Below are 23866 nucleotides of genomic sequence, written 5' to 3'. Positions count from 1 at the left end.
AAATTAAAAGAATTAAATGAATGAGTATTCATTCATAAAAGGAGGGAACTAAATGAATTTATCGTCACAGCTTCATGAAACTGCAAAAGCTTCGGCCAATAAACCTGCCTATTATTTTTTAGACAAGGTCACTACATATGCCGAACTGGATGGAGCGATTACAAGGTTTGCATCAGGTCTTGAAAAATTAGGGGTTAAAAAAGGTGATCATATTGCCCTATTGCTTGGGAACTCACCGCATTTTGTCATCAGCTTATACGGTGCATTACGACTAGGCGCAACGGTCATCCCCATTAATCCAGTTTATACAGCAGACGAAATTGGCTATATTCTAACCAATGGTGATGTGAAAACAGTGATCGCGCTAGACTTGGCAATTCCTTTAGCAGAAGAAATGCACAAGCATCTTCCAAAGGTTGAGCATTATGTATTTTGTGAAACAGGATTAAGTGACTTTGAACAAACAAATTTAGAAAACCTCTCAGTATTTTCAAAATTGAAATCGTTTACAAATGTAGTAGCCTCCGGTGATCTAAGCTTTCAAGATCCCAAACTTGATGATGATGAGGTTGCCTTGATTCTCTACACCTCGGGGACAACCGGAAAACCAAAAGGGGCGATGTTGACCCATAAGAATTTGTACAGCAATGCAATGGATGTCGGTGATTATTTAAAGATGAGTAATAATGACCGCGTCATTACAGCATTGCCAATGTTTCATGTATTCTGTTTAACAGTGGCTTTAAATGCTCCATTATTAAGCGGAGCAACCATGCTGATTGTTCCAAAATTCAGCCCAAAGGAAGTCTTCCGTCTTACCAAAGAATATAAAGCGACTGTTTTTGCCGGAGTTCCAACCATGTATAATTTTCTATTTCAATATCATGAAGGAAATCCTGACGATCTCCAAACCTTGCGATTATGTATTTCCGGGGGAGCTTCCATGCCAGTAGCGCTTCTTAAAAATTTCGAAAAGAAATTTAATGTGATAGTCTCAGAAGGATATGGTTTATCGGAGGCGTCACCGGTCACCTGTTTCAACCCGCTCGACCGTCCGAGAAAGCCCGGATCGATTGGAACATCCATCCTGAATGTACAAAATAAAATAGTCAATGAGCTTGGTGAAAAGCTTTCTGCCGGTGAAGTAGGAGAACTGATTGTCCAAGGTCCAAATGTAATGAAGGGCTATTATAAAATGCCAGAAGAAACTCAAGCATCGATTCGAAATGGATGGCTTTATACGGGTGATTTAGCGCGTACAGATGAAGAAGGCTATTTTTATATCGTAGACCGAAAAAAGGATTTAATTATTGTCGGGGGATATAACGTTTACCCTCGTGAAGTTGAGGAGGTTTTTTACAACCATCCGGATATTGTGGAAGTCGCGGTGCTTGGTGTTCCGGATCCAAATCAGGGCGAGGCTGTTAAAAGCTATGTGGTTAGTAAAAACCCAAATCTAACAGAAAATCAACTTCTTGAATACTGTAAGGAGCATCTCGCAAAATATAAAATTCCATCGTCGATTGAGTTTTTGGACGAACTTCCGAAGAATACTACCGGTAAAATATTAAGAAGGACGCTAAAATCCCAAATAAATCAAAAGGTCAATCAATAAACTTGATCTAAAAAGGCAGGTTTTCAGCCTGCCTTTTTAGTGAAATGAATCAATAGACTAGCTGAATAAATTCCTCTTTCGTTACATTTCCAAAATAATGGGCGACATCTACATCAGCTAGCACCTTTTCAATTTCTGATTTTTCATAACGAATATTCTTGAGTTTGTCTTCAATCTCACTTACATCTCCGACACCGAAAAAATCCCCATAGATTTTACAATTCTCAATCATCCCTTTATTTACCTCTAAACGAACATCAATTGAGCCCACAGGGAAGCGGTGAGAATTTTGCAAATTGAATTTCGGAGATTTTCCGTAATTCCACTCCCAGTTTTGATAGCGATCCTTGGACAACTGGTGAATCTTTTCCCAATCCGCATCGGTAAGGACGTATTCGTTAATCTTCTCTTCCCCACCAAAAATATAATTTAGAAGCAGCGAACGAAACTCCTCAATACTAATCTTTTCAGTAAGAAAATCAGAGATATTCGCTACCCGGCTGCGGATGGACTTAATACCCTTCGACTCAATTTTTTCCTTCTTAACCTTTAAAGCTGAAACGACATTATCCATTTCTGAATTAAATAATAGCGTTCCGTGGCTAAACATTCTCCCTCGTGTTGAAAATTGAGCATTACCGGAAATTTTTCTGCCTTCTGCAAGGAGGTCATTTCGACCGCTAAGTTCCGCATTTACTCCAAGCTTTTTAAGCGCCTCGACTACCGGTTCGGTGAATTTTCGGAAGTTATGAAAACTTTCGCCATCGTCCTTTGTAATAAAGCTAAAATTTAAATTACCGAGATCATGATAGACGGCACCCCCGCCGGACAATCTCCGAACGACAATGATCCCATTCTTTTCTACATACTCTGTATTAATTTCCTCAATCGTGTTTTGGTTTTTTCCAATAATGATGGATGGCTGATTTATGTAAAATAATAAATAGGTTTCATTGATATCAAGATTTTTAAGGGCATACTCTTCGATTGCAAGATTCATTTGCGGGTCTGTTATCCCTTTATTATCAATAAATAACATATGCCTTCCTCCTAGAGTAAAATCGTTTGAAATTCTTCAGCAAGCCTTATTATACCAGTAAATTCCGCAGAAGCCTCGTGAACTAAATCACTTAAATTTCCGTAATGCGGAAGGTGAGTAAGAATTAATTGTTTCACGGCAGCCTCTTTGGCAAATTTCCCCGCCTCTATACTTGTCATATGACCTGCAGACTTGCCGTTTTGATTTCCATATAAATTGCATTCACATAACAATAGGTCAGCCTCTTTACTAAACGCAATAAACTCTTCCTTAAAAGAACTATCCGCAGTATAGACCAAAACCTTACCGTCTGCTTCAATCCGCATGGCATAGCACGGAACAGGATGACTGGTCTTTAAAAAGGACACCTGAAAAGGTCCCACTGTAAGAACCCCATTGGGATCATAGGCAATTCCCTTGGTAATTTCCTTATAGGTTAATTTGAAAAATTCATGTTGATCGAAATGATGTCCATAAATAGGGAGGGTGGGGATTTCTTTTCCCAAAAACCCCTGGATTAATCTTGCATGCTGAAGTACACCAATGTCGGCAATATGATCCGGGTGGTAGTGGGAAATCAACACCGCATCCAATTCTTCCGGCTCAAGTTTATTTTGCAGCTTGGCTAAAACCCCGCTGCCACAGTCAATTAAAAGATGATAGCCTTCATGCTCAAGTAAGTAACCAGAGCTTGCCGCATTCTTTTTCGGATATCCGCCCCAATGTCCAATAACTGTAAGTTCCATGGATTTACCCCCTCTTATTTTAGCTAATTGTTGATTTCCGCTCCAGTTGCTCCGCTCCAATCAACATTGTCAAAAATCAACATTTTCCTTTTACACAGCCAATTGTTAAAAAAGAAGCTGTTATGGCTGAACAGCTTCTTTTTGTATCTTTTCTTGTAAATATTCAAAAACAGCCTTAACAGCGGCTTCCCCTTGGTCAATACAATCGGGGACACCTACACCTTCATAGGAAGCTCCAGCCAAGAATACTCCAGGTAATTCTTCTTTTATATGTTTCTTAATGGTTTCAAGCCTTTGTTTATGACCTACCGTATACTGCGGCATAGCATTTTTCCAGCGAGAAACAACGGCAAAATCAGGTTCCATTGAAATATCCATTGTTTTGTTCAAATCATCTAGAACAAACTTAATGATTTGATCATCTGAGAGTTCAACAATGGTCTCATCTCCCGCTCTTCCCACATAACACCGGAGCAAAACTTTTCCTTTAGGAGTGGAATGCTCCCATTTTTTATGTGTCCATGTACAGGCAGTAATCGAATAATCACTATTTCGAGAAACGACAAACCCTGTCCCGTCAATATCCCTTTTAATTGCCTCTTTCGGAAAAGCTAAGGCAACCGTTGCGACTGATGTTGATGGAACCGATTTAAACGGGTCAAAAAATTTATAGTGCGAGAACATGGACTGTGTCACCTTATGAGGTGTTGCTGCTATGATACCATCAGCTTCCAATGTTTCTCCATTGTTCAAAAAGATTTCATATCCTTTGTTTACCTTCGTGATTTTATCCACACGATGCCCTTTTAAAATCGAATGAGGGTCTAATTTCGCTTCGATGGCTTCTCCGAACGACTGAAGTCCTGATTTAAAGGTCAAAAAGCCGCCCTTTCCCTTTTGAGTGTTGACCGGTTTTTTCGGCTGGGCTGGGGCAGATTTTTTCATCCCAATAATCAAGCTGCGATACTTCTGCTCGACCTCATAAAATTGCGGGAAGGTTGACATCAAACTTAAATGATCAATATCACCCGCATAGATTCCTGATAAGAGTGGCTCAATTAAATTCTCCACTACTTCATTACCCAATCTTCTTCGAAAAAAGTCGCCCAAGGATTGGTCCTGTCCACTTTGAGATTTCGGCAAAATAAAATCGGCAGCAGCTCTAATTTTACCAGGAAGAGAAAATAACTTCGTCGTAATAAACGGACCAATCTCAGTTGGAATTCCCATGATGGATCCGCCTGGCATCGAATGCAGTTCCTCATTGACCATGACATATGATTTACCGGTTGAATTTGGAACCAATTGATGATCCATGCCTACTTCCTTGGCCAGGCGAATAATGCTCGTTTTCCGTGCCAAAAAGGAATCCGGGCCCCTTTCAATCGTGAAGCCGTCCCTCACAACGGTTTGCATTTTTCCTCCGAGACGGTGGGAAGCTTCAATTAACATGACCTCGATTGGCAATTGATTTTCTCTTATTGTTTTTTGAAGATAGAAGGCTGCCGCGAGTCCGGCAATTCCACCCCCAATGATGGCAACCTTTTGTTTTTCCGCCACGGATGTCACCTTCTTCCTACTTGAATTCCCTTCAATCCGTTAACGTTTTTAAAATTACGCCAGCTAAGCAATCAATAAATTCTTCTTTGGCATTCGGCATTTCTGGGCGATAGTATGTTGCCCCCACCTCATCCGTAACTCTTTTACATTCAATATCATTATCATAAAGAACTTCAAGATGATCACAAACAAACCCGACAGGTGCATAAACAAATGCCTTATAGTGATGTTCATCGAATAAATCTCTTGTTAGATCTTGAACATCGGGGCCTAACCATGGTTCTGGAGTGTTCCCCGCACTCTGCCAGCCAATTTCATATTTGTTAATGCCTGCTTCGGAAGCAATTAAATCTGCTGTTTCTTGAAGCTGTTTAGGATATGGGTCTCCAAATTGGAGGATTTTTTCCGGCAGGCTATGGGCTGACACAATTAAAACAGCCTTTTCCTTTTCATCCTCCGGCATTTGTTGATAAATCCCCTTAAGCTTCTCTGCCCAATAATCAATGAATTTAGGTTCTTGATACCAGCTTTCAATCGACGTAATCTTCGGTCCTCCTAATTTTTCCGCTTCTTCAACCGCTCTCCCATTATAGGATTTAACACTAAAAGTTGAAAAATGAGGAGCAAGTACAATACTAATAGCTTCTTCTATTCCATCTTCATGCATTTGTTTAACAGCATCTTCAATAAATGGTTCAATATGCTTTAATCCAAGATACATTTTAAATTCCACTTGATCCTGGATTTTATTTAAATGCTCTTCAAGTTTTTCTGCCTGTTCGAGAGTAATTTTGGCAAGCGGGGAAATACCGCCAATTGCTTCATAACGATTACGAAGGTCTTCGAGCATTTCATCTGTCGGCCTCCGTCCATGACGAATATGTGTATAATACCGTTCAAGATCTTCTATTTGATATGGGGTACCGTATGCCATTACAAGCAGACCCATTTTTCTTTTTGTCATGTTTTGCACCTCTTTTTAAGTCTCTATTGACAACTCACTATATTGTGCCAAAAAAATAATCATCTTACCAATTTTAACACTTCATTGGTAATTATCGGCTTAATTTCGATGCAGAATAATCATGGATGAAAGCAGTTAGTCTTTTCAATGTATCTGGGTTAACAGAAGGGAAGACTCCATGTCCAAGATTAAAAATATATCCATCCTGTGCCATACCTTGGTCTAAAATGTCTTTTGCTCTTTCTTCAATAACCTCCCAAGGAGCGAGCAAAATGGCAGGGTCTAAATTCCCTTGAACCGTTTTACGAATCCCCATTTCTCTCGCCTGCCGAATCGGCATACGCCAATCCAATCCAACTACATCGAGCGGAAGGTCATTCCATTCCAATGCTAGATGGCTTGCGCCCACACCAAACATAATAAGCGGCACATTTTCTTCCTTAAGGGAGGCGAAAATTCGGTTCATGATTGGCTTTATAAAGGTTCGGTAATCTTCAACATTGAGGGCTCCAACCCATGAGTCAAAAATTTGAATCGCTCTTGCCCCTGCATTAATTTGAGCTTTTACGTATGTAACAATCATATCGCCAAGCTTTTCCATTAAGGCAAACCATGCCTTTGGTTCTGCATACATGAAGGCTTTGGTTTTGTTATAATTTTTTGAAGGACCCCCTTCAATCATATAACTGGCGAGTGTAAATGGTGCACCAGAAAAGCCAATTAACGGAACACTTAACTGTTCCTGTGTTAATAGTTTAATGGTTTCTAATACATAGGGAACATCGTCCTCCGGACAGATTTCCCCTAGTTTTTCGACATCCGCTAAGGATTGAATGGGATTTGAGATGACCGGACCAATTCCGCCTTTGATCTCAACCTCCACTCCTAATGCTGGCAGCGGCGTCATAATGTCTTTATAAAGAATCGCGGCATCCACATTATAATTCTCAACAGGAAGGCGAGTCACATAAGCACATAGCTCCGGTTGATGGGTAATCTCAAATAAGGAGTATTTCTCTTTAATTTCTCTATACTCAGGCTGTGAGCGTCCGGCTTGTCTCATATACCAAACTGGAACATAATCCGTCTTCTCTCCTCTTGCAGCTTTTAAAAATGTCTCATTGATCACTTTTGACATTTACGAAAATCCCCTTTCAAAACATGTCTGTTTTCCATTGTAATATATAAAGCAGTAAAATAAAACTTCACTGCAGTGCAGTCTTGTAATGATCACACTCTTCACTATATCCATTATTCCTATTGGTGTATAGATAACTAGTATAAGTGTCAAAAAATAGTCGTTTTTACGTTTCGCAAGTGGGTTCATGGGGTAGTAGAAATATGTAAGCATGCAAAAAATGATTTTAGTATAAACTAATCCGTAATGAAACTTAAGCTGGAGTGATGTAAATGAACATTTATATGACAGTTGGCACATATGATTTTTTAAAAAGTATTGAAAAAAAGTATCCCAGTGAATCCATGATTACGATGACAGGTGGAAATGGTGCCTTATTACTCCATGAAACAAATGGAAAAACTGTTTTTCAGGAACCAAGAATTTATGAGGTGTTTGAATCAGCCGGGGATATTCAAAATGGGAGCATGGTCATCCTAAGCAATTATCCGGTAACGGATGAAGGGCGCCCATTATTTGAGCATTATTTTAAGAAGAAAGCGCAATCGATTGAAAACGAACAAGGATTTATCGCGATTCGTGCCCTTCGACCGAAAGGCTCCAATACATATGCAATTTTAACTGTTTGGGAAAACGAAATGTCCTTTCATAGCATGCAGAATACCTTATCCATTTCCACGCAGGAAGGAGAAGCGGTGGAAAATGGAATCGATACCCTTCCGCATATATTTGATAGTGAACCATATATTAGTCAATATTCAATCCCAAAATAGGAACATTTGGAATGGAGCACGTCTCCATTCCATTTCTTTTGTTAAAAAGCTTAATCCCTAAAATTTTTCTTTCACCCTCCTCTCACCACTTTGGTGTTTTTTCATATTCTGTAATACATCTAAGGGCGAATGACCCTATTCGCCTTTGGGTGAATGAAAGGAGGTTAGTACTATGCTAGTTGAGCTCACGGCTCTCCATTGGATATATGTTGTCTTTATTGCTTTGATCATTGGTTTTATGGTGATGAGAAGAGATACCACACTTGTCTGTATCGCCGGGATTTTCTTAATTGCGATTACGGCCACCGGATCATTAAGTGCTTCTGTCAGCAGTATTTTTAACAGTTTTGCTTATGCCATAACAGAGCTTTTATCTACTATTTTAGTTATTTCGATAATAGTTGGAATGAGTAAGACCTTAACAGACACCGGAATTAACGATGTTATGATTTCCCCTTTTACAAAATTAATCCGAAACCCTACTCTTGCTTATTGGACTATTGGTATTTTGATGATGATTATTTCATGGTTTTTCTGGCCTTCTCCGGCTGTCGCTTTGTTAGGAGCTGTCCTCCTTCCTGTTGCGATTCGGGCCGGACTTCCAGCGCTTGCCGTTGCGATGGCAATGAACCTGTTTGGTCATGGGATTGCTCTATCAGGAGACTTTGTTATTCAAGCTGCACCGAAATTAACCTCTGATGCCGCCGGACTACCCATTCAAGATGTAATTGATGCAAGTATCCCATTAGTATTTGTCATGGGGCTTGTAACAACCTTAACGGCTTTCTACTTTATTAAAAGAGATATGAAACGAGGCACACTTACACTCAACTCTTCCGTTGTAGATGAATCCGAAACGGAAACCTCTGAAAAACCAACGCTTTTATCCACTGCCCAAAAACGCTTTTTTGCCATCTTAGTTCCCCTTCTTTTTGCAGCTGACGTGGCAGCTATGTCACTCCTTAAATTGCAGGGCGGTGATGCAACCGCTTTAATTGGCGGTACCTCCATCCTTATCTTGCTATTAATCACAATGACAGGTCATAAAGGCAAGGGTTTGGAACAAACAACACAATATTTAATAGAAGGATTTCAGTTTGGCTTTAAGGTGTTTGGACCGGTAATCCCAATCGCAGCTTTCTTCTATTTGGGCGACGCTGGATTTACCAAAATCATCGGGGACTTTTTACCAAAAGGCTCGCAGGGTATTGTCAATGATCTTGGTGTAGCATTAGCCAATATCGTGCCGTTAAGTAAAGCTGTTGGCGCTGTTACCTTGACAACCGTGGGTGCAATCACAGGATTGGATGGTTCTGGATTCTCAGGAATTTCCCTTGCCGGCTCTGTTGCCCATCTGTTTGCAATCGCAATTGGCAAAGGTGCAGCGACGCTTACTGCTCTTGGGCAAATTGCGGCCATTTGGGTAGGGGGCGGAACCCTTGTCCCGTGGGCGCTAATCCCTGCTGCTGCCATTTGTAATGTTGACCCTTTCGAACTCGCAAGACGAAACCTTGTCCCTGTGTTAGTAGGTTTAGTTGTCACAACAATAGTAGCTATGTTTTTGATTTAAGAATGAAAGAGGCCGGCTGAACCGGCCTCTTTTTCAATTATTCTACATATTTATGAAAGAGTGGTAAAATAGTATAAAAATAGGTATTAATCTTGGAGGGATTTCATGCTTAATAAACTTTTCGCTAAATTGGAAGGTTCCTATGATGATATGGTTTCAGTTCGCCGCTATTTGCATCAACATCCTGAATTATCCTTTAAAGAGTATCAAACAGCAAAATTCATTCAAGATTTTTATGAAAAATTGGGTATTGAGGTAAAAGGAAAGATCGGTGGCAATGGAGTGGTCGCCAAGGTTTATGGAAAAAATCCAGGAAAGACCGTTGCATTAAGGGCAGATTTTGATGCCTTGCCAATCCAAGATGAAAAGGATGTTCCCTATAAATCAACCGTTCCTGGAGTTATGCATGCATGCGGACATGATGGTCATACAGCAACACTGTTATTTCTCGCAAAAGCTTTAAATGAACTTCGGGATGAATTAGCCGGTAATTATGTTTTCATTCATCAGCATGCAGAAGAATACGCACCGGGCGGGGCTATTTCGATGATTGAAGATGGCTGCTTAGAGGGTGTAGATGTTATTTTTGGCACTCATTTATGGGCTAGTGAGCCTACTGGTAAAATTCAATATCGAACAGGCCCATTCATGGCTGCCGCCGATCGGTTTGAAATTGATATCCAAGGTCAGGGCGGCCATGGTGCCCAGCCGCACAAAACAAAGGATGCAATTGTTACCGCATCCCAGCTCGTCATAAATCTTCAGCAAATTGTCAGCAGAAAAGTAAATCCGGTAGATTCTGCCGTGGTGACGGTTGGTTCTTTTACTGCCCAAAACGCCTTTAATGTCATAGCGGATAAAGCAAAGCTTGTCGGTACGGTGAGGACATTTAACGAAGATGTTCGATCGTTTATTGAAAAAGAGATGGATCGAATCATTCATGGAACGTGTTACCTGGCTGATAGCAGTTACGAATTCTTGTATGAAAGAGGCTATCCGGCTGTTGTGAACCATGCAAAGGAAACAGATTTTCTTATTACCTGTGCTGAAGAGGTTCCGGAGGTCCAAATGATTGAGGAAACGGAACCGCAAATGGGTGGTGAAGATTTTTCCTATTATTTGGAAATGGTACCGGGTACGTTCTTTTTCACCGGGGCAAAACCGGAAGGAGTCGAAAAACCGGCTCCGCACCATCATCCTAAATTTGATATTGATGAAAAAGCAATGCTCATTGCTGCTAAAACACTAGGTACAGTGGCTATTCGAATTCATAGCCAATAGTAATAGTTAACCCCTGAACATTTTTTATAGTTCAGGGGCTTTTTTTAATATTCGCAACCTATAGGCATTCATTGCTGTTTCACCTAAATGCTTGAGGAGATTATTATTGGCATAGGCACCGACAAAAGCACCAATCCCCGGTACGAGCTGCAGCATTTTGGCAAAATCGATGTAATCGCGATATTCCTGCTGAAACTTGCGCCAATCCATTTCGATGAGAACCTGCTTTCGCTCCTCCCAATTTTCGATATTCTTAAGGGTTTCCCTTCGGACCTCATCACTTGAAAATGCCAGCTGAAAAACATGAAGAATAAACAGCCTTTCTTCATACTCATTTGTGTTAAAGCCATAAATTGAAGCAGCCTCAAATAGAAATTTCATTTTGATTGTAAGCAGCAATGGAAAGTCAGCAAGTCCTAGTAAGATTCCGCCCGCACCAGTTCCCGCCCCCTCAATCAGTGCTGTTTTTTGAAAGGCTGCTGTTTTTTTACGCATTAATTCATCTCGTTCCTCCAGATTTAATCCGACTGCTTGATTTTTATTGGTGGTCATTTGGGAACCAAACAATGTGGTTTTCACCATTGCTTTAATGCTTTCTGTCATGACTTGATGAACCTTTTCCGGAATCAATCCGTTAACTTTCTCTTGTGCCTTTTTTGAAAATCTGCTTACCATACCCGAGCGTTTCGTGATTTTATATTTCCAATCCGTTACCTCATCATAAATCTTTAATTCGTAATCATTCATGAAAACACAACCTTTAATAAGCCTTTAAAGTATTTTACGAAATTCTCATTAAAAAGGTTTCAATTCTTGGGTTGACGGTTGACGGTAGACACGATCCTTAAATTTTCCTGTAAAGGACAATTTCGAGTTAAAACGCCAGGCATTTGCCTGGCGCAGGTAATTTTCAATTCATTTTTATGGAATTTCCTTGATTTAAGATATCCCTTTCCGACTCTACTTTCCACTTTGCTCCAGATACTTTCCACTACATCCCATCACCTATCAAGCCTTTACCCGCTTCCTACTATAAAGGTAAACAAACAAGTATGAAAACACTAGTCCTGCTGCGAGTTCAAGCATTGCGATTACAATTTCCCCTTTTAGTAAAATAAATAAAGCAAATAGGAAGGCCTGTAGCACCAGAATAACCATCAATAACGACTGAAAAGCATTTGTCTTGTCTTGCGCTGCAACCGGATAAAGATCCACCCAGAGTTTGTTTTGATGATGATTCCAAAGCGGCAGAAGCTGAAACCCGGTTAAATATAAGAATAAAACGGCCAATCCAATTTGACCAAAACCAAACGAAATAAAATACAACGCAAGAGCTCCAATGACTGTTAAGCGAATAAACAGACCTAGGTAATCTGAGGAACGCAAAAACGTCCGTGAAAATAGAAATAAATAAGTATTTTTTTGAATAAAACTGATTCTCTTCAAGAAAAGATCGAGCCATTTCCTTCTTTTTACCGTATCCTTTAACTTCGGAACATCTGTGAACAGATTTGCAAGCCGGTAAAAAGCAGCCATTCTCTTCTCTTCCTGTTCAATCAGCAAGTCCCATTTCAACCCGAGCTTTCTTGTCCGTGCCTGAAACGACCAATAGTAGAATCCCATCACCAACACCATAACTAATAGGATCACAAAATTAGCTTGTTTAAATAGCAGGAAGGTAAAAACAGCATTGATAAAATAGCGCACAACCATGTCCCAACGGTAAATCGAGGGCTGAACAAAATAGTGAATTTTCCAGCTTACCACTAAGTTCCATGCTTTAATAATCAATAGCACTGCATAAAACAGTAAAAAAGAATGAAAACCATTAGGACTTACATGGGCATACATGGGCATCAGAACAGCTTGAACCATTAGGAGAATATATCCTTGAAAAACAAGGCTGACAATCCCCGACCGCAAAAAATAATCCCGAAGACGCGTTTCAAGAGGCAGCAGGAAAACCCGGTCTGCTTCCAGCAAAAAATTATAAACAGGACTATAGGTTAAAAAAAGCCCAATTATTACAGCGATAATCAGCTCGGCGGGGAAACCGGCCGACAGCTTCTCAATCCATTTCTGATAATAAAAAGCGGCCCCCCCTGCTAAAAATACCAAGACAATTACAAGATGACCATTAAAAATATAGCGCAGATAACTTCCTAAATCCTTAAGCCTGTGTCCAAAACGCTGATTCCAAAGACTTTTTTCATCAAACATATTTTTCTTCCTTTGTTAATTGAATATACAAATCATCTAAAGACGCATCCGGCATTGAAAATTCCTTACGTAAATCAGCCAAGGTCCCCTTTGCCCTGATTTTCCCCTCATGGAGGATGACAAACCGGTCGCAATATTTCTCAGCGGTGGCAAGGATATGGGTCGACATGAGAATTCCTGCCCCGTTTTCTTTCATTTTTTTCATCATATCCAATAGTGATTGGATACCAAGCGGATCCAAGCCCACAAATGGTTCATCGACAATATAAAGTGCGGGCTGAACTAAAAAGGCACACATAATCATAACTTTCTGCTTCATTCCTTTTGAAAAATGGGCTGGAAACCAATTTAGACGTTTTTCCATTCGATATTCAGAAAGCAATGGTGCCACCCTCGACTTATACTCTGTTTCATTAAGACCATAAGCCATAGCGGTTAACCGCAAATGTTCATCCAATGTAAGTTCTTCATATAATATGGGGGTTTCCGGAACAAAGGTGAACAATTTTCGATATGCTTCTTTATTGTCCGTAAAAATTTGACCCTTAATTTTTATTTCACCGCTTCTCGGTTCCATTAATCCAATAATATGTTTAATCGTGGTACTTTTTCCGGCACCGTTTAAGCCAATAAGTCCAACGATTTCTTTTTCCTTTACTTCAAATGAAACATCTTTTAGAACGGGGTTTTTTGTATATCCCCCGACAAGGTGTTCAATCGTTAATAAAGACATGTACAACGCCCTTCCATTGCATGATATTTCCTTTCATTTTAACAAATTGGCCACGATAAAAATAGAAATTCAATTTTTTTATCTTTTTTTGTATAGAAGTCATCAAACTGGTTATCATAATATTCGAAGGGGAAACAACTTACTTCGATGAAGAAATTCATCAAAACTTGAAATGAGGTGTCTGTTAAAGACAATTTCCTTTCAAACAAGTGAGCTTCTATTCGTTTCAAATAAGGGGATGGTTGTTTTGTACAATGTGCATGTAACCATTTTGAGTTCATAACACCAAGGTTTATTCACAAATAAACTAACAAATGAGGTGTTTACCGCAGATCGCTTCCTGTTTTTATAAGTTGGGAAAACATATAAAAACAACATAGGGGATGGTCAGCTTGAACAATGATGATTCTTTATAAAAACACTCTAAGGACAAATGAGGTGTTTATCAAAGAACACTCCTAAATGAACGTTCCAATTGAAGCAATTCCCCTTCGAGAGGGCGGAATCCTATACGGATTCTGCTCTTTTCTTTTGTATTGCCCCCCACCATGGTAAAATAAGACAAACATATTGGAAAGGTTGTGCGAAAAATGAGCGATTGTATTTTTTGCAAAATTGTTAATGGTGAAATCCCGTCCGCGAAAGTATTTGAGAATGAACATGTATTGGCTTTTTTAGATATTAGCCAAGTCACAAAGGGTCATACTCTCATAATACCGAAAATACATAAAGAAAATGTATTCGAGTTAACACCTGAAATTGCCCGAAACCTCTTTGAAGTTGTCCCGGAAATTGCTAGGGCCTTAAAGCAGGAATTTGAACCTGTTGGGTTAAATACGGTGAATAATAATGGCGAACAAGCAGGACAAACAGTATTCCACTATCATATGCATTTAATTCCGCGTTATGGCAAAGGTGATGGTTTTGGTGCGGTATGGAAAAATAACCAGAGTGATTACACACCTGCGATCCTGCAGGAAATGGCGTCTGGAATCAAAAATCACCTTTGATTTTTTAATTCTCTGAAAATTATTTCTTTATCATTTTAATGATAATGTGGTATAATGATTTCAAGTTTTTCGCTGCAGGCAATGAGTGCACTGCAGGAGAAACCAATAGCAGAGATTAGAAGAGGAGAGTTGAGAAATGAATACAAAGAATCTGGTTGCTTTAGCTTTACTAGTAGGGATAGGGGCTGTTTTACACGCGGTGATTCCGCCAATATTTTTAGGCATGAAGCCGGACATGATGTTATTAATGATGTTTTTAGGAATTATTTTATTTCCTGAGTTCAAGAATGTATTACTTTTAGCCATTGTTACTGGAATTATTTCTGCATTAACAACTGGGTTCCCTGGAGGTCAAATTCCAAATATCATTGACAAACTTGTCACTGCTTCTGTGTTCTTTGGCTTATTTACAGCTTTAAAGCAATTCCGAAATTCCGTTATTAGTGCTGCTGTTTTAACAGCTCTTGGTACATTAGTATCTGGAACTGTCTTTTTATCGTCTGCTTTAGTAATTGTTGGATTACCTGGACCTTTTGTTGGACTTTTTGCTGCAGTTGTTTTACCCGCAACTGTTGTAAATACTGTTGCTATGGTGATCTTATTCCCAGTTGCTCAATCAGTAGTAAAAAGAACAAAATTGGCATCACCGTCTGTTATTCAAAAATAATTTTTTGATTACGAAATAGAAAAGAACCCTAAGGGTTCTTTTCTTTATATAATATTTATGGTTCACGCTATGATCTGTCAATTGTATTGTCCTTTCTAGCTACATAGTAATCAACCTACTGGAAAAATTTTTTAAGAAATAGAATATTCAAAAGGTTGGAATTAATCCACAAAACACGTAAAATAGGAATAAGAATTATTTCGTACACTTTTTTTAAAGAAAGTTATCAAAAAATTAGAAACATTGTTGTAATTTCTAAAGATTTTGTAAATTTATATCTTTATTAATTTTTATTTTATTGGCATAATGATAATAGAGAAATATAAAAGTAGGTGAAATTGGGGATGTCAGAGAAACAATATTCTATGAAAGAAGCGATGCTTTTTAGCCAGCGGATTGCTCAATTAAGTAAAGCTTTGTGGAAGTCAATTGAGAAGGATTGGCAACAGTGGATAAAACCTTTTGATTTAAATATTAATGAACATCATATTCTTTGGATTGCCTATCATCTAAACGGTGCCTCCATTTCCGATGTGGCAAAATTCGGAGTTATGCATGTCTCCACAGCGTTTAATTTTTCAAAGAAGTTAGAAGAAAGAGGATTACTCAAATTCTCAAAAAAGGAAAACGACAAACGGAATACCTATATTCAGCTAACGGCTGAAGGGGAAAAGATCTTGCTTCAATTGATGGAGACATATGAACCGAACAGCAATGCCGTATATACAGGTGCCTTACCGCTTCGTGATTTGTATGGGAAATTTCCCGATATTATTGAAATGATGGCAATTGTTCGAAATATTTACGGGGATGATTTCATGGAAATTTTCGAACGCTCTTTCCATAATATTGAAAGTGAATTTACGGAGCAAGATGGCAAACTAAGAAAAGCAAAATCAGAACAAGAACTTGTCTAATCAGAGTATATGTATTTATTCAATTCCTTCATAAGCGGTAAATAAAGTCCCTGGGAAGAGCAAGCCCGAATTACATCTTTACTATCTAATTTTTCAGGTAATAAATATAAAAACTCAGTAAAAAGCGGTTGAAAATAAATAAATCCTTCCGCTTTTTGTTTTTCCATTTTTATGCTCAATTCGTCACAAATTTGCATGAATTCCCTTACTTCTTGCTCTGAAAGGCCATTTTCAATGATCATCCTGTAAAAATCCTGTTTAGGATTGTTGATTAATGTTAGAAGAATTCTTTGATGATATTCAAGCAACTGAATTTTATTTAGTAATTCGTGATTCTCCACTGGATTTACCTCATTCCAAATCAATACTTTTATGTTCATTATTTACCTTTTCTGCAAGAAGGTAAACAATTTTTTATTTTATGGCTTTACAGCATTTTAGCTTATTTATGTTTCAAATATCAAAGGCTTTTTTTCTTTCACTCTTTTAGACTATCTTTTTCTAACTTTTTTTGATATTGTAGTAAGAGTATACTGATGAACAACAAGGAGGGAATCGTTGATGATCTCCATTTTTATTGTCTTTGCTATCTTTATCCTGTTTTATGTAAATAAAATGACTAATTCCCTTTGTATTCAAAAGGAAATTCCAGAAGATCGGCAGCATAAGGTATTTCGGACCATAAATGTCCTCATTACCATTTTACTTGTATCGTCATACGTGGAGATTTTGTATACATAATACTCTTTTATCTCCTGCATGACGAGTAAGTAAATTCGTCATAAACAATAAAGCGATGAGATCCCTCATCGCTTTTAATTTTGGCTTTTAATAAACCCAAGCCGCTCCAATGATAATTAATAAGATGAAAAGGACAACAATTAACGCAAATCCTCCACCGTATCCTCCAGCTGCACCTGTCATACGTTTCCCTCCTTCATGCCGATTACGATATCCTATTCAAGCAATGCTCAATTCGCCTAGGCTCGATGAAAATTTCTGATAAAAGCCCAACTTCCATGGCTTAAATTTTTGCTGTTATTCCCTTTTATGTTATAGTATAGGTTGTGGTCAAGTTATGAGTGCCACAAGAATTTACTGTTTAGGAGAGGTTCATCGTGAAAAAATGGTTATTAGCCCTTACGTTAGCCGGCGGGGTTATTGCATTAAGTGCATGTAATCAATCGGGTTCATCTGATACCGTAGCAAAAAGCAAGGTCGGAGACGTAACAAAAGAAGAGCTTTATCAAGCCATGAAAGACAAGATTGGGAATCAAGCTCTGCAGCAGTTAGTTTATGAAAAAGTTCTTGCAAAGAAATACAACGTGACAAACAAAGAATTGGACGCCAAAGTTGCACAATTAAAAGAACAGCTTGGGTCTAATTTTGAGGCTGCACTTGCACAATATGGATATAAAAGTGAAGCTGACTTAAAGAAAACCATGAAGGTTGGCATGATGCAGGAAAAGGCGGCCATGAAAGACGTCAAAGTCACTGACAAAGAATTAAAAGATGCCTACGCCAAATATCAGCCTGAAATTAAAGCACGTCATATCCTTGTGAACGATGAAAAAACCGCAAAAGAGGTTAAGAAAAAATTAGATGCCGGCGAAAAATTCGAAGACCTGGCTAAGAAATACTCACAAGACCCAGGTTCCGCTCAAAACGGCGGCGATTTAGGCTGGTTTGGCACCGGAAAAATGGATCCTGCCTTTGAAAAAGCAGCATATGCCCTAAAGATTAATGAAATTAGTGACCCGGTTAAATCACAGTTTGGCTATCATATTATCCAAGTTACAGACAAGAAAAAGAAAAAATCATTTGATCAAATGAAGAAAGAACTTGAATATCAAGTAAAATCCTCAAAATTAACAAATGATGACATTAATAAAGCAATGCAGAATGAATTAAAAGCTGCAGATGTAACTGTTAGTGACAAAGACCTTAAAGACGCTCTTAAACCGCAAACAACAACTGCTGCACCACAACAATAATATTAAATGATATTAAAGAAGAGTGACTCCGTTTGTGAGTCACTCTTCCCTTTTCTTATACTCCTGCAGCTTTTTCTCCTTCACGCCGTTCCCTTTCCTTTTCTAGGCGGTCTAGATAGATTTCCCCTTCCTTTTCAATACTCTCCATTTCCAGCTGGCGTTCCTCCCTGCCGGTCTTAATAGCCATTAAAGCGCTAATTACGATTCCTGCTACCACTGCAAATACCCAAATAGGAATAGACATATTTAATACTCCCTCCACGATTGGTTGTCCATGATTTTAATACAATGTATTCGGATTTCCAGAATTTATTCTTATCCAAATAAAAAAGATAACCCAATTGGGCTATCTTTTATTTATGAAACACTGGCTTATAAAAAGAGCGGTTATCCAAGGCAAAAATTCGCTCTGTAAATTCCCCGGGCTTCACTCTTTCAAGCGCACGGTCAAGCATGTTCATTTTTGCATCCAAATTATCGATATAATGAAGAATCTCTGCTTCTTTAATGAGCGGAGGTTTCGGGCTGCCCCATTCAGCTTTTCCATGATGACTAAGAACAAGATGCTGAAGGATTAATACTTCCTCCCCGGAAATTCCTAATTCTTCGGCAGCCTTGCCAATTTCATTCACCATGATGGTAATATGGCCGAGGAGATTTCCTTCAATCGTATACATCGTTGAGATTGGTCCAGAAAGTTCTAAAACTTTCCCCATATCGTGTAAAATAACCCCTGCATAAAGAAGGTCCCGATCAAGACTAGGATACAAGGAGGAAATAGCCTTGGCCAAATCGAGCATACTGACAACATGGTAGGCCAGACCGGAAACAAACTCGTGATGATTTTTTGTTGCCGCCGGATAGACTAAAAAAGCTTCCTGGTGCTTTTTAATTAAATGTCTTGTTATTCTTTGGATATTAGGATTTTTCATATCAAAAATATATTGAGTCAGTTTGCTAGACATTTCATCTTGACTTAGTGGTGCAGCCTCAAGAAAGTCATCAAGCTTAACACGATCATTTGGTCCTGATTTGCGAATTTGTCTAATTTTTAACTGACTTTTACCACGATAATTTTGAAGTTCCCCAATTATTTTTACGATATTTTGAGGTGCATAGTTTTTCTCATCTTCTTCACCAGCATCCCAAAGTTTAGCCTCAATTTCCCCGCTTTGGTCTTGCAATATAAGCGTCAAAAAAGGCTTGCCATTACTAGCCGTCCCTTTCGTGGCGCTTTTAATCAGTAAAAACAATTCAACCTGGTCACCGACATTATAATATAGAATTCCTTTACCCATTGTATTCCAACGCCCCTTTCTATGAAACCTAGTATAACATATTGGTCTATCACCCTATGAAGGAATCTCTACAATCCCTTTATTTAGCAAAAGAATATTTTCATGTGAGAAATTCTGAAGCAAATGTGTATGGCAGGTAAAAAATAAAATTTGATTTTGTTTTAAACTCTTTAATAGTTCGATGATTTTTTGTGTTCTTCTGGCATCAAAATTTACAAAGCTATCATCAATGATGATCGGAAAACGATATTTTTCATATAGTGTGGTGGCCAAGGCAAGCCTTATCGAAACATAGACTTGTTCGGTAGTCGCTTGGCTAAGTTCATTTGCCTCAAAAATCGTGTAATCCTTCCTTTCAATTAAAAAGCCAGTCCCCGACTTTTGAAGATGAATTCGATGGTATCTCCCCTCTGTTAAAAAAAACAAATACTCCTCCGCTTTAGACAGCATTCTTGGCAGGTATGTATTTTTATACTTTTCAACCGTCTTTGCCAGAATATCTTGAGCAAGGCAATAAACAGACCATTCCTTTGCCATTTCTTCCAGCTCATATTTTTTCTGCTTAAATTGGTGAAGAAGCTCAGAATAAATACCACCCTCTTCGAGGACCTGAATTTCATATTTTATAGACGCATCTTCCTCTTGCAGTGCTGTCAGTCTATCTTTTAAACGGATTGCTTCTTTTTGCTGTTCCACTACCTTTTCTTCAATATTATGAAGGTGTAAAAAGCTCTTCCGCTCGGGTTCAGTAATGATTGAAAACTGAAGCTGCTTTTGAATATCCTTTAATCGATCTTTAAACTTCGCTTGTTTTTCAGCTTTTACCCCCAGTTCGTAGTATTGCTGGTCATTGCTGGCCTCAGCTTCATTATAAAGCTTTTTAATTTCTTCTTTTAAGTGCGACTGTTCCCGTTTCTTTTGTGTTAATTCATTCTCTAAATCCAGGAGTTTTGCTAGTCTCTCTTGACTCATTATCTTTTTCTCGTGCTCAACCTTTAATTTCTCCCTGAGCGCATAGCCTTTTTTATGCAGGTCCATATGAACTTCCGATAAATAACGATTTGCAAATAATTCAAGACTATTTTCTATGGATAGCTGTTTTTCCTTGATTTGTGTAATACGCTCTTGCAGATAGCTCTTTTCTCTCCATAGCGTTTTATATTGTTCAATAAGCCCGAAAGCCTCACGTAAATGGGTCATGGCGATATATTCAGGAAGTTGCAGTTGGCTAGCAAGGGTAAAAAGACTTTCCTTATATTTTGCCGATTCAATTTCCCAGGCTTCAAATTTGGAGATTACCTTATCATATTGGTCATTCTGCTGTTCAAGTCGCATTTGCAACCCTTGTAACTGTTCCTTCCGTCGATTATCCAGAAGTAATTGCTCCTGAAGTTTCATAAAGTTTGCATATTCTGCTGACCCTAGCTTTTGGATTACTTGTTTCTCTTTTTCCTTCAAAGAATCTAAAGTTGGATTGGAATCTTGTCCTTTTGGTCGATTGAAGCTTTTTACCATTAAAACTCCTGTCAATAAAGCGGCAAGAACACCGATAAATACTAATCCCGATTGCTTCGTAAAAATTCCGTAGAATACTAGTCCAAGTAAAATGATTTCAAACAGAAGAAATTGAAGCTTCTTTTGCTTCTGAAGTCTTTTCCATTCATTTTGTTCACGTTCATTGGCAAGACGATAGAATTCAATTTGGTCTTTAATTGAATTTAGTTCATTTTCTAAACTTTTTTTGTCCTCTCTATTTAGTTTTTCCTCAAGCAGGACTCTTTCTTTATGGGGAAGTACCTGGCTTTCCGCTGAATTCACCTCTATCTCAAGCTTTTCAAGAGCAGCTTTTTCTTCCTGAAACCTCTCCTCCAATTCCAGTTTCATTTCATTAAGCCTTTTGCCACGGCTTGATACTACTTCCACTTCATTCTTTACGTAGATATTTGTATTAATGGCTAGAAGTTCCTCTTCCTTTACCGGCAAATGAAGGCGGTCAAGTGTTTCAGAAAGTCTACCTTGATAATCTTGAAGCTTTAAAAGATACTGCTGTTGCTCCAGTTCTAACTGGTCAAATAGAGGGATTTGATCCAATATTGTCATTAAAGTGGATTCTTGTTCAAGGAATAAATCGTCTGGCCGAATAGCTGCCAATTCCTTTTTCAAGACTTCAATTCTCTCAAGCAGGCTTTTGATTTGAGCATTATATGGGTAAAGCAACTGATTTAATCTCTCAAACCTTTCGATCCCTTGGGCAGGGAATTGAATTTCTCCTAGATCAGCGAGCTCATTTTTCGTCCATAATTCTTCTTTGACAAGTGAATGTATTTTCTTCCACTCATTCAATTTTTCATTGCTTTCTTGCATTTCTGACAACTGGTAGTGAATGCCTGCCATTTCCTCTTGAATGGATTCCTGTTTTTTAATGAAAGAATCATATTCATCATTTTTAGCTAAAGCCTTTTTCAACTCTCCATTTAGTGCATGGAGCTCTTGTAATTTTTCATTTAACAATGGCTTTTTCCCGCTTGGCTTAAAGCGTGTTTCCAGTTCTTTTTGCAGGACTGTTTCCGCTTCTGAAAGGCGTTCTGTTCCTAATGTACCAGCGGAAAATAAAAACTTTCCAATCTCTTCACCTTTCATTTGATGAATGTTCTGTAACCCATTTAGGTTAAATGAAAAAATCGCTTGAAATAAGCCTTTATCAAAATTCCCCAATAATTCCTTAAGAAGCTCTTCTCCACCTAATCTGCCGTCTTCCAATGATACCTTTACATCTCCAGTGGATTTCCCTTTGACCCGTTCAATGACAGCAAAACCAAAATCATCATGAAAGATTCTAATTTTCCCGCCATATTTATCATTATGTTTGGGCTCATAGCGCAGTTCAGAAGATTGCTGTTTAGTCGGAAAACCAAATAAAATTCCATGAACAAAGGCCATGATGGTAGATTTACCCGCTTCATTTTCCCCAAAGAATACTTGAAAATCAGCTAAGTCTTTGATTTGCATATTCTCCAATTGACCATACCCATATATATGAATCTCAATAATTTTCAAATCAACTCACTCCTTTCTCTATGCTTGATAAAGTAAGCTAATTAAAAGCTTTTCTGCTTGTTCAACTATTTCTTTCTGGTTGAGATTCGTCAAATTCTCGAGATATTTTCTCCCTAAACGATGGTCATACAAGGGTGCTAATGTTTCCTCAATGTCTGTATGGTCATCCAAGGTTTTAAACATTTCCGCATAAAAATTCGCTTCGGCCATTAAATGCTCCCGGTCCACTTGGGCACTTTCAGCTATGCCCAATTCTACGATCCATACAAACTCCTTCTCCTCTCTTTCGTCCTCGAGAAGGAGTTCTAGCAGTTCGTTGTTTAAACTCTTTTTTTCCTTTGCATTTTCTAAATGGACATTTTCTAAATATAAAGTTAAAAGAGTTCCTAATTTTTTTTTTCTTAGATTATTTATAGCCATTTGGCATAAGTGTAAAATTTGATGAAAGTTCTCTGCTGAAGAGGCATCAACGACTGCTTCCTGCCAAACAATATCGGAGGTCTCTACAAATTCAAGATTAGCCTCTGAATCCTTTAGGGTTACATGGTAAAAGCCTTTGGGCCCCTTTTCTTTTTTATTTCGCCCCTGCAGATTCCCAGGATAAAGAATTGGCGGATTTTCAGAAAGAAAAGCCCGTTTATGGATATGCCCCAACGCCCAGTAATCAAAGTTTTTCTCGAATAGATCCTTAATGGAAAAGGGTGCGTAGTTACCATGCTCCTCACGGCCGCTTTCATTTCCATGAAGAATGCCGATATGAAAATCAGCCCCGTCAATTTTTTGATAATCATCAATTTTCTTTTCAAATACATGGCGTTCGGGGTAACTAAAGCCGTATAGATGAATTCGGGTTCCGCTCTTGGTTTCGAGGGGCTTCATTTCAACCTCATGGCTAAAGATATGTACATTTTCAGGCATGTCTAGATGTACCCAAGTTCCGTTTAAATGATCGTGATTGCCATGAACCACATAAACAGGAATATCATGTTCAGCAAGCTTCAGCATTTCTGTTCGAAACCGGGATTGCGCTCGCAAGCTGCGGTCTTCTCCATCAAATAGATCTCCGGCAAAAATGACAAAATCGACTTTACGAAGAATTGCTTCGGCAGTTAGTCTTTTTAGAGCTGTGAACGTACTTTCCTTAACTCTAGTTAAAATGTCAGCGGGCAAATATTTCAAGCCGACCATCGGACTATCTAAGTGAAGATCAGCAGCATGAATAAAGGATAGTTGTTTCATAAAATTTTCCTTTCACGTTCTTTTCTTTATTTTAACATCTCCAAA

General features: G+C 38.6%; 23 protein-coding genes. 9 read left to right on the top strand and 14 right to left on the bottom strand.

Annotated elements, in window-relative coordinates; translation table 11 throughout:
• Nucleotides 1-52: 52 nt before the first annotated feature.
• Nucleotides 53-1615, top strand: coding sequence for a fatty acid--CoA ligase family protein (locus tag M028_RS0114320; RefSeq protein WP_026574470.1), 1563 nt, complete (start codon nt 53-55; stop codon nt 1613-1615).
• Between the two features lie 49 nt (nt 1616-1664).
• Here M028_RS0114320 and M028_RS0114315 read toward each other — a convergent pair whose 3' ends face one another.
• From M028_RS0114315 to hemE, 5 genes are all read right to left on the bottom strand, one after another.
• Nucleotides 1665-2654, bottom strand: a complete 990-nt coding sequence (locus tag M028_RS0114315; RefSeq protein WP_026574469.1) for a lipoate--protein ligase — start codon at nt 2652-2654, stop codon at nt 1665-1667.
• A gap of 11 nt (nt 2655-2665) precedes the next feature.
• Entirely contained in the window at nt 2666-3400 is a 735-nt protein-coding gene (locus M028_RS0114310) for an MBL fold metallo-hydrolase (protein ID WP_026574468.1), read from the bottom strand.
• A 120-nt stretch (nt 3401-3520) separates the two neighbouring features.
• A complete protein-coding gene (hemY, locus tag M028_RS0114305; protein WP_026574467.1) occupies nt 3521-4960 on the bottom strand; it encodes a protoporphyrinogen oxidase in 1440 nt (479 codons plus the stop codon).
• A 31-nt stretch (nt 4961-4991) separates the two neighbouring features.
• Complete coding sequence (hemH, locus tag M028_RS0114300) at nt 4992-5924, bottom strand: ferrochelatase (protein ID WP_026574466.1); 933 nt, start codon at nt 5922-5924, stop codon at nt 4992-4994.
• A gap of 91 nt (nt 5925-6015) precedes the next feature.
• Nucleotides 6016-7062: a uroporphyrinogen decarboxylase gene (gene hemE / locus M028_RS0114295; protein ID WP_026574465.1), complete on the bottom strand. Its 1047-nt coding sequence runs from the start codon at nt 7060-7062 to the stop codon at nt 6016-6018.
• 272 nt (nt 7063-7334) lie between these two features.
• Between hemE and M028_RS0114290 the strand changes: the two genes are divergently transcribed.
• The 3 genes from M028_RS0114290 to M028_RS0114280 all read left to right on the top strand — a co-directional run bounded on the left by M028_RS0114290 (nt 7335) and on the right by M028_RS0114280 (nt 10686).
• Complete coding sequence (locus M028_RS0114290; RefSeq protein WP_026574464.1) at nt 7335-7835, top strand: antibiotic biosynthesis monooxygenase family protein; 501 nt, start codon at nt 7335-7337, stop codon at nt 7833-7835.
• Between the two features lie 172 nt (nt 7836-8007).
• The gene (locus M028_RS0114285) at nt 8008-9405 is read left to right on the top strand and encodes a hypothetical protein (protein ID WP_026574463.1); all 1398 of its coding nucleotides are present in this window, start codon (nt 8008-8010) and stop codon (nt 9403-9405) included.
• A gap of 105 nt (nt 9406-9510) precedes the next feature.
• Nucleotides 9511-10686, top strand: a complete 1176-nt coding sequence (locus M028_RS0114280) for a M20 family metallopeptidase (RefSeq protein WP_026574462.1) — start codon at nt 9511-9513, stop codon at nt 10684-10686.
• Between the two features lie 24 nt (nt 10687-10710).
• On the opposite strand, the gene M028_RS0114275 is transcribed toward M028_RS0114280, so the two are convergent.
• The 3 genes from M028_RS0114275 to M028_RS0114265 form a co-directional block, all read right to left on the bottom strand.
• Nucleotides 10711-11433: an EcsC family protein gene (locus M028_RS0114275; protein WP_026574461.1), complete on the bottom strand. Its 723-nt coding sequence runs from the start codon at nt 11431-11433 to the stop codon at nt 10711-10713.
• Nucleotides 11434-11694: 261 nt separating this feature from the next.
• Nucleotides 11695-12906: an ABC transporter permease gene (locus M028_RS0114270; protein ID WP_026574460.1), complete on the bottom strand. Its 1212-nt coding sequence runs from the start codon at nt 12904-12906 to the stop codon at nt 11695-11697.
• A complete protein-coding gene (locus M028_RS0114265; protein ID WP_026574459.1) occupies nt 12899-13639 on the bottom strand; it encodes an ABC transporter ATP-binding protein in 741 nt (246 codons plus the stop codon). The genes M028_RS0114270 and M028_RS0114265 overlap by 8 nt, the downstream gene beginning before the upstream one ends.
• A gap of 590 nt (nt 13640-14229) precedes the next feature.
• On the opposite strand from M028_RS0114265, the gene M028_RS0114260 reads away from it, so the two are divergent.
• From M028_RS0114260 to M028_RS0114250, 3 genes are all read left to right on the top strand, one after another.
• The gene (locus M028_RS0114260) at nt 14230-14649 is read left to right on the top strand and encodes an HIT family protein (protein ID WP_026574458.1); all 420 of its coding nucleotides are present in this window, start codon (nt 14230-14232) and stop codon (nt 14647-14649) included.
• Nucleotides 14650-14785: 136 nt separating this feature from the next.
• Nucleotides 14786-15316, top strand: coding sequence for a tryptophan transporter (locus M028_RS0114255; protein WP_026574457.1), 531 nt, complete (start codon nt 14786-14788; stop codon nt 15314-15316).
• 344 nt (nt 15317-15660) lie between these two features.
• A complete protein-coding gene (locus M028_RS0114250) occupies nt 15661-16233 on the top strand; it encodes an HTH-type transcriptional regulator Hpr (protein ID WP_026574456.1) in 573 nt (190 codons plus the stop codon).
• Here the strand turns inward: M028_RS0114250 and M028_RS0114245 are convergent.
• Nucleotides 16230-16613 carry a DUF1878 family protein gene (locus tag M028_RS0114245; RefSeq protein ID WP_051591046.1) on the bottom strand — a complete coding sequence of 128 codons (384 nt, stop codon included), beginning with the start codon at nt 16611-16613 and terminating at the stop codon, nt 16230-16232. The genes M028_RS0114250 and M028_RS0114245 overlap by 4 nt on opposite strands.
• 181 nt (nt 16614-16794) lie before the next feature.
• Here M028_RS0114245 and M028_RS0114240 point away from each other — a divergent pair, with 181 nt between their 5' ends.
• Nucleotides 16795-16974: a hypothetical protein gene (locus M028_RS0114240; protein WP_026574454.1), complete on the top strand. Its 180-nt coding sequence runs from the start codon at nt 16795-16797 to the stop codon at nt 16972-16974.
• An 87-nt stretch (nt 16975-17061) separates the two neighbouring features.
• Here the strand turns inward: M028_RS0114240 and M028_RS32120 are convergent, their stop codons facing one another.
• The gene (locus tag M028_RS32120) at nt 17062-17157 is read right to left on the bottom strand and encodes a YjcZ family sporulation protein (protein WP_081810749.1); all 96 of its coding nucleotides are present in this window, start codon (nt 17155-17157) and stop codon (nt 17062-17064) included.
• Between the two features lie 194 nt (nt 17158-17351).
• Here M028_RS32120 and M028_RS0114230 point away from each other — a divergent pair, with 194 nt between their 5' ends.
• Nucleotides 17352-18227, top strand: coding sequence for a peptidylprolyl isomerase (locus tag M028_RS0114230; RefSeq protein WP_026574453.1), 876 nt, complete (start codon nt 17352-17354; stop codon nt 18225-18227).
• A 55-nt stretch (nt 18228-18282) separates the two neighbouring features.
• Here M028_RS0114230 and M028_RS0114225 read toward each other — a convergent pair whose 3' ends face one another.
• From M028_RS0114225 to M028_RS0114210, 4 genes are all read right to left on the bottom strand, one after another.
• The gene (locus tag M028_RS0114225; RefSeq protein ID WP_026574452.1) at nt 18283-18471 is read right to left on the bottom strand and encodes a sporulation YhaL family protein; all 189 of its coding nucleotides are present in this window, start codon (nt 18469-18471) and stop codon (nt 18283-18285) included.
• Nucleotides 18472-18580: 109 nt separating this feature from the next.
• A complete protein-coding gene (yhaM, locus tag M028_RS0114220; protein WP_026574451.1) occupies nt 18581-19525 on the bottom strand; it encodes a 3'-5' exoribonuclease YhaM in 945 nt (314 codons plus the stop codon).
• 54 nt (nt 19526-19579) lie between these two features.
• Entirely contained in the window at nt 19580-22582 is a 3003-nt protein-coding gene (locus M028_RS0114215; RefSeq protein WP_026574450.1) for an ATP-binding protein, read from the bottom strand.
• 18 nt (nt 22583-22600) lie between these two features.
• Nucleotides 22601-23821, bottom strand: coding sequence for a metallophosphoesterase family protein (locus M028_RS0114210; RefSeq protein WP_026574449.1), 1221 nt, complete (start codon nt 23819-23821; stop codon nt 22601-22603).
• Between the last annotated feature and the right edge of the window lie 45 nt (nt 23822-23866).

It is taken from the genome of Bacillus sp. UNC438CL73TsuS30, assembly GCF_000482325.1.
Classification (GTDB): Bacteria; Bacillota; Bacilli; order Bacillales; family Cytobacillaceae; genus Neobacillus.
Note: the sequence above shows the minus strand (reverse complement) of the source record. Positions and strands in the feature narration are given on the sequence as shown.